This window comes from Halohasta sp. A2, assembly GCF_056175805.1.
Map to the genome: position 1 here is coordinate 1 of NZ_JAQFWV010000120.1, position 5,698 is coordinate 5,698.

Sequence of the window (5,698 nt, forward strand, 5' to 3'; positions counted from 1 at the left end):
GTCTGGTGATATGACAGCGAGTCGAAGTCGTCCAGCGGATCAGTACACGATAGGAAGTCCGTGATCGGCAGCATTTGCTGTCAATACGGTGTATAGTTGGGGCCTACTTAAACGTGCAGAGCCGAGTCAGTACATAAAATCCAGCTCCGCTTACGTCGACATGGGCTGTACAGGAATTTTATAAGGGTCGACGGCTGTGTTGAAACCGTCATTTAGTGATATGTTCCAACGCCCGTGCTGTATACAACGCGCGTATCTTGCACGTGGTTACTGACAGCTGTTGAACACTATAGACATTACTGCACTCAGTCTCTAAACCCCGTCCAACGACACTAACGATGAGGTCTACCTGTTTCACTCACTTAATGAAAAATGAGGTGGATATAAAAATGATATCCCTTAATGAAAGGACACCTGCTTGGACGTACTATGTCTACTATCAGCCTTGACGAGTGTCTCAACCTTATCGCTAACCAACGCCGACGGAGGCTTATCTATCAACTCCGCAGTAATGTCACTGGAAAGATAACAATCGAGACCCTTGTAGACCGATTGTACGGGCCCGAACAAGCCGCGTCAAACGATCAGCCCCTCACCCGAGCAGAACTCGCTATTCAACTCTACCATACCGACCTTCCAAAACTAGCCGACTTTGGTGTTGTTGAATACGATTCCAAACGTGGAACCGTTCGATATCAGCCCGACCCACAGGTCGAGTCTGTGTTAGACTCGTTACCCGAAGAATTTTCCACAACACCCTCCTGATTAGTTTTGAAAACCCACTGAATCAACCAATGGGATCGATCTCAAGCACAAGTTCTCCAAATCACACTGCTCTTGAGCAATCTATGGTCGTGACGCATCGAGATAGACGGTGACAACACCACCACTGCAAACCTGAACGTCGTGACCGTCATGGGTGAACATCACGGTGACGTCCTCATTATTTTGACTCTTCTCGTCTACCTGAACAAGCGTGTCCAACGCGTCGGGGTCGATCAATTTATACAGCGGTGTGATAGCGGTTGGCTCAGCATCTGCTGCGATGGCGAGCGTTTCGACGACCCCCTCGCTTGGAACCCGCGATGACCAGTCAAACTCGGCCCGAATAATTCCATCATCCCCGGAAACTGATACGTCATCGTCTAATTGGTCTGATTCAGTCATCTCAGATATCCCAATTTGGTGTGTTGATGGGATAGGACTTGTGAATTCATAACATATGTATACTGGATATGCTGGCTCATCTCGTTAGTCAGACCCCAGATTTTCGAGTCGCCAGGTGAAAATTGCCTTCAGCACAACAACCAGACTGTTCATATCACCCTTGCCCCATATTGCGGTCTCTGATCGTGGGTCTGTCGATTCTGCGTCCTTACCGTTGACAAGGGCGCTCACGAGGGTTCGACGTCCATCAACCATCATAAGACGGCCTGCGGGTGTGTCCGACCAAACCCACAACGAATCAAACATCATTACGCCAGGGATATCGTCTTGGATGCGGTGCTGGACGGTCTCCGAAACCCCTCCGAGCATAATTGAGACGCCCCGTTCGGCGGCGTCTTGTAACGCCTCGATCAGCTCTTCGGAGAGGAGATCTTCGACCGACATGTAGACGATTTCTTCTTCGGCGGTAGCGAAAAACTCCAGAACACGGTTCGTGACCGCCTGTTCTCCGTCCACCGTCCAGACGCCTCCCTGTTCTACTTGCCGTTCGATGGGTTCGAGTTCACCGAGCGCCCGGCGCAGGCTCTTGGCGCGATAGTGGAAATCGTGCTCGAACGACCGACTCGCCGTTTCAGCCGAGATGGCCCAAAACTGCTTCGGTGACGACTGCTGGACGTCGACAAGTCCACGGTCGACCAATTCGTCGACGGCGTCGTACACCCGGGTTCGAGGCACTTCGGAGACCTCACTCACGTCTCTTGCTGTTCCCGACCCGAGGCCGGCAAGTGCTACGAACGTCCGGGCAGCATACGTACTCAATCCGAAGTGTTCGAGCTGCTCGATTGCAATAGATTGTGGGTCATCAGTATTGTCGCTACTCATTGATATGGTTGTGTTAGTACTCCGTGAATCGAATACGCGTGGTAGACAGAGACATGCAAACAGTAATCTGGGTGCAACATATCATTCGAATGCGTTCTCAGTAAGATGGTAGTACCCAATCCAAATATATGTTTTGTGATTAACCGGGTGATTTCTCTACGGCCTCGTTTAAACGATTTTGATGCATTAATACGTCGGATACAGAAGTTGTTACTGAAAAGATAACAACAAAGTTTCGTATTCTGGTGCGTTATTCCTATTCGCTGATCACAGCATACCCAATCTTCACGTGGGGTCATGGAGCTAGTGACAATACGTATCTGTCCCCCTGTTCTATACTGAGTTAATTCCCGGATAGTCCGGGGTGTGTGGACACATGAGCAATACAACCCCAAACGTAGAGGACGCCATTGAGGTTCTCCAGCAACTCGGTTTGAAGGAGTACGAAGCTCAGTGTTTCGTTGGGCTGGCACGCCTTGATTCAGGAACTGCGAAGAAACTCAGTGAGATAACAGACGTCCCCCGGACGCGTGTTTACGACGCAGTCCGAATGCTTGAGGCCCAAGGGCTCGTCGAAGTTCAGCATTCAAGCCCCCAGCAGTTCCGCGCTGTTTCCCTGCAAGTGGCAACCGAGACTCTCCGTGACCAGTACGAAGCCCGCGTCGAGCGGCTCCGCGATGCCTTAGACACGGTCGACCTCGTCGACGCGGACGACGATTCCGCAATGCAAGAAGTATGGGCGATGACCGGGCGTACTGCGATAGAAAATCGGGCGAATCAGCTGGTTGGAACTGCGACCGACGAGGTGGTACTTGTCATCGGTGATGACTCGCTTTTGACACCGAGCCTCGTGAAGACCCTCAATGAGGTTGGTGACAAGGAAGACCTACTCGTTGGTGCATTGACCGAACCGCTCCAAGAGGAGATACAAACAGCTGTGCCTGAGGCACAGACGTTCACGTCGGGCCTCAAATGGTTGCACGGCAAGAACACCTCCGTGGGTGATACGGCGATTGGTCGGCTCCTGTTGGTTGATCGCTCAACGATTCTCGTGAGTTCGATCATGCCCGAGAGCAAGGAAGAACAGGCGATCTTTGGGGAGGGGTTCGGCAATGGCCTGGTCGTGATCGCCCGGCGTCTCATGGCCCAAGGCCTGTTGACAATTCGTGAACCCAACGCTTGATTGAGCGAGATAGAGAACCACGGTCGGTACAACCTAATGGGAACAAAGCTCTGGTTCTGCTAACTCATGTGGGAAAACGCAGGTTCGAGTGGCTTGAGGCTTGATATACTCGTGATATCTACGACGCACTCAAATGATTACTTTGTGATCGTCTTACCCAGAGTTTGATTTCTATTTTGCCGTTCTGTATCGGTCATACCGTTACTGATAGGCACGGAGTAGTTCGGAAAACTGTTACTGCATACAAGGTGTATATCTTGGACGGTAACTCGTTACACCCATAGACGTTTGAGTCCGGAAATAACTGGTTGAATGCTAGTCGGCTACGATGGGATCGAAATACGAAAGCATCTCTTTAGCCTCGTCACGTAGATCGACTACCTCTCGGTCGGGATCGTATCTGATAGCGCTGGCGTCAGCCAGTGTCGGGAGGTGGTTGTGAATGAGGCTCGTACAGACCCGCTCGTAGCGGTCTTTAGTGTGCTCACCTTCGAGAAGAGCGATCTGATCTGCCACGTCACTCACCTGAGTAGTGCCGGCTTGGGTAGCGAGATATTGAATTATGATTCGACGGCGGTGATGGGACAGAAACTGGAACACGGCTGAGATGGCCAGCTCAGAATCGATACTTCCAGGACTTCTGTCGTCTGCTTTTGTCGACATAGTGGTTATCATACTCCCGAAATTCACTCGACTGTGTGATTAGTCTCAGTGGTAGGGCTTTCACGGAGTATACCTAGTTATCAGGGAAAGAGTACCTTAATCCTATAGTACCAGATTACACCGGAAGTGTGGTGTTTGGGAATTTAAATGAGGTGGTATCACACGTTAACTAACAGGTTGGAGACTGAATGCCTCACTCTTCGAGGAAGTCGTCGTTATCAGGAGGGGCAGCGCCGCAGGTTTTCTCAATGACAACTTGCCAATCCGGCACCAGCTCTGAATGGGAAGTAATCTCCCACAGACCTTCGATTTGGGTGCCGCTAGCGAAGGAGTCTCTGAGGAGCGTTGCGAGCCCTCGTTCAAAAGCTTCAGATGAGGATTCCGAACATCTGTTGTTTGATGAGGTGGTCATTGTAGCGGTGGGCGCGACCGGTAGGATAGCAAACTATGACTGCCGGCGGCCGTGCCGCCCCGAAGCCGTCTTGCGTATTTAACTTTCGCTGTTCGTGCGTCTCTATTTTGAATAAATACCATCAGTCCTGTTTATCATGCTCCGCGTCCTTGATGTTGACCGTAGTCTCGACGAAAACCGCCCTGTGTTCAGATTGGATGGATCTCGCTACGTGACGCTTCCAGGTGACGTCCAACGAGTGACGAGACGAACCGTTCGATTCCGGAGCCACTGATCATTGCAAGGTTCGTCGTTATCGGCATTATCGGTATGTCCGCCGTGACAATCCTCCTAATGGAGTTTACTCATCAAGCAGTTGATTATGGTGCTTTTTTGCTACTGCTTGGAGGACAATGGGATGCAGGGTGATCGTATCATCATGCCATGCGCGTAGATAATCGGTTATGAGAAGGGGATGATCGTTAGGCGTCTGAATTCTGTACCCGTTGAGATTTGCACGTTTGAAAAGCCTATTTGCGATTATCGCATCGACTCCTGAAAGTGAGTCGAGATTCGTCCTAATGTGATGATCTGCCTCCGTTCGGTCTTTTGATGGCAGTAGCGGTGTTCCACGACTCCTGACCACTCACAATGAGGGGTGTGTCGTGCGGGGTCTCACAGTGACTTTTGATTGTGGGGTATGATTATGTCCTATTGCTATGACCTGTCCGTGTGATCCGTCACTGTGTTTCTTTATTGATCCGGATCCCGCTCTTTGGTTTTTCCACCCGCCGCAACCGGTACCCGATAGGTGAGAACTGAACCGCATGGCTCGTTCTCGGCACGGTCAATTGACCCTCCCAATGCAGTAACCGTCCAGTAGATGAGCCATAGACCGATACCACTTGTATGCGCAAGCGGCGTTTCTTTACCAGCAACAAGTACGTTCCACTCGTTATCCGGAATTCCCCGACCGTTATCCGCAATCTCCACACACAACTCCGCTCTGTCTGCCAGATACGTAACTCGCACCTCGACTCGTGGCTCGTGTTGGTCGTTGTGAACAACGGCGTTTTCCAGCGCCTCATCGATCGCCAACCGGAGCAAACTCCCGTTCTGAGCGACTATTCCTTCTGGAACTTCTACCGAGAAATCGAATACTGCGTCAGGATGCATGTCCCGACGTTTCTGCACGAATCCTTCGATTGCGTCTACCGAAAGGGAATGCTCAGTGTGACGACGATGAAATAGCTCACGAATGGCTCTAGTTTCATTACTTAGCTTCGAGGGTGTCATAGAATACGTCGCATACGAAAGAGCAGGGTTGAGAAGCCGTGTCCAGCAGCACTCAAACCCTGCAAGATGAGCCTTGGATAGACGAGTTCTTTAATCTCGTGGCGGTTGAGACGCTT

Annotated in this window: 7 protein-coding genes; 2 read left to right on the forward strand and 5 right to left on the reverse strand. The window is 51.0% G+C overall.

Annotated features, from left to right (window positions below):
• Positions 1 to 429: 429 nt before the first annotated feature.
• On the forward strand, positions 430 to 765 hold the full coding sequence (locus tag O2S87_RS17870; RefSeq protein ID WP_475410099.1) for a DUF7344 domain-containing protein: 336 nt from the start codon (positions 430 to 432) through the stop codon (positions 763 to 765).
• An 81-nt stretch (positions 766 to 846) separates the two neighbouring features.
• On the opposite strand, the gene O2S87_RS17875 is transcribed toward O2S87_RS17870, so the two are convergent.
• Positions 847 to 1,167: a HalOD1 output domain-containing protein gene (locus O2S87_RS17875; protein ID WP_475410100.1), complete on the reverse strand. Its 321-nt coding sequence runs from the start codon at positions 1,165 to 1,167 to the stop codon at positions 847 to 849.
• Between the two features lie 84 nt (positions 1,168 to 1,251).
• Positions 1,252 to 2,049 carry a TrmB family transcriptional regulator gene (locus O2S87_RS17880; RefSeq protein WP_475410101.1) on the reverse strand — a complete coding sequence of 266 codons (798 nt, stop codon included), beginning with the start codon at positions 2,047 to 2,049 and terminating at the stop codon, positions 1,252 to 1,254.
• A 376-nt stretch (positions 2,050 to 2,425) separates the two neighbouring features.
• On the opposite strand from O2S87_RS17880, the gene O2S87_RS17885 reads away from it, so the two are divergent.
• On the forward strand, positions 2,426 to 3,232 hold the full coding sequence (locus O2S87_RS17885) for a TrmB family transcriptional regulator (protein WP_475410102.1): 807 nt from the start codon (positions 2,426 to 2,428) through the stop codon (positions 3,230 to 3,232).
• 315 nt (positions 3,233 to 3,547) lie between these two features.
• On the opposite strand, the gene O2S87_RS17890 is transcribed toward O2S87_RS17885, so the two are convergent.
• The 3 genes from O2S87_RS17890 to O2S87_RS17900 all read right to left on the reverse strand — a co-directional run bounded on the left by O2S87_RS17890 (position 3,548) and on the right by O2S87_RS17900 (position 5,582).
• A complete protein-coding gene (locus O2S87_RS17890; RefSeq protein ID WP_475410103.1) occupies positions 3,548 to 3,907 on the reverse strand; it encodes a DUF7344 domain-containing protein in 360 nt (119 codons plus the stop codon).
• A 181-nt stretch (positions 3,908 to 4,088) separates the two neighbouring features.
• Entirely contained in the window at positions 4,089 to 4,307 is a 219-nt protein-coding gene (locus O2S87_RS17895; RefSeq protein ID WP_475410104.1) for a hypothetical protein, read from the reverse strand.
• Between the two features lie 732 nt (positions 4,308 to 5,039).
• Complete coding sequence (locus O2S87_RS17900) at positions 5,040 to 5,582, reverse strand: ATP-binding protein (RefSeq protein WP_475410105.1); 543 nt, start codon at positions 5,580 to 5,582, stop codon at positions 5,040 to 5,042.
• Positions 5,583 to 5,698 lie beyond the last annotated feature (116 nt).

Bases quoted from the DNA above. Each gene is read 5' to 3' on its own strand.
- O2S87_RS17870 (WP_475410099.1), top strand. From the start codon at position 430: ATGTCTACTATCAGCCTTGACGAGTGTCTCAACCTTATCGCTAACCAA.
- O2S87_RS17875 (WP_475410100.1), bottom strand. From the start codon at position 1,167: ATGACTGAATCAGACCAATTAGACGATGACGTATCAGTTTCCGGGGAT.
- O2S87_RS17880 (WP_475410101.1), bottom strand. From the start codon at position 2,049: ATGAGTAGCGACAATACTGATGACCCACAATCTATTGCAATCGAGCAG.
- O2S87_RS17885 (WP_475410102.1), top strand. From the start codon at position 2,426: ATGAGCAATACAACCCCAAACGTAGAGGACGCCATTGAGGTTCTCCAG.
- O2S87_RS17890 (WP_475410103.1), bottom strand. From the start codon at position 3,907: ATGATAACCACTATGTCGACAAAAGCAGACGACAGAAGTCCTGGAAGT.
- O2S87_RS17895 (WP_475410104.1), bottom strand. From the start codon at position 4,307: ATGACCACCTCATCAAACAACAGATGTTCGGAATCCTCATCTGAAGCT.
- O2S87_RS17900 (WP_475410105.1), bottom strand. From the start codon at position 5,582: ATGACACCCTCGAAGCTAAGTAATGAAACTAGAGCCATTCGTGAGCTA.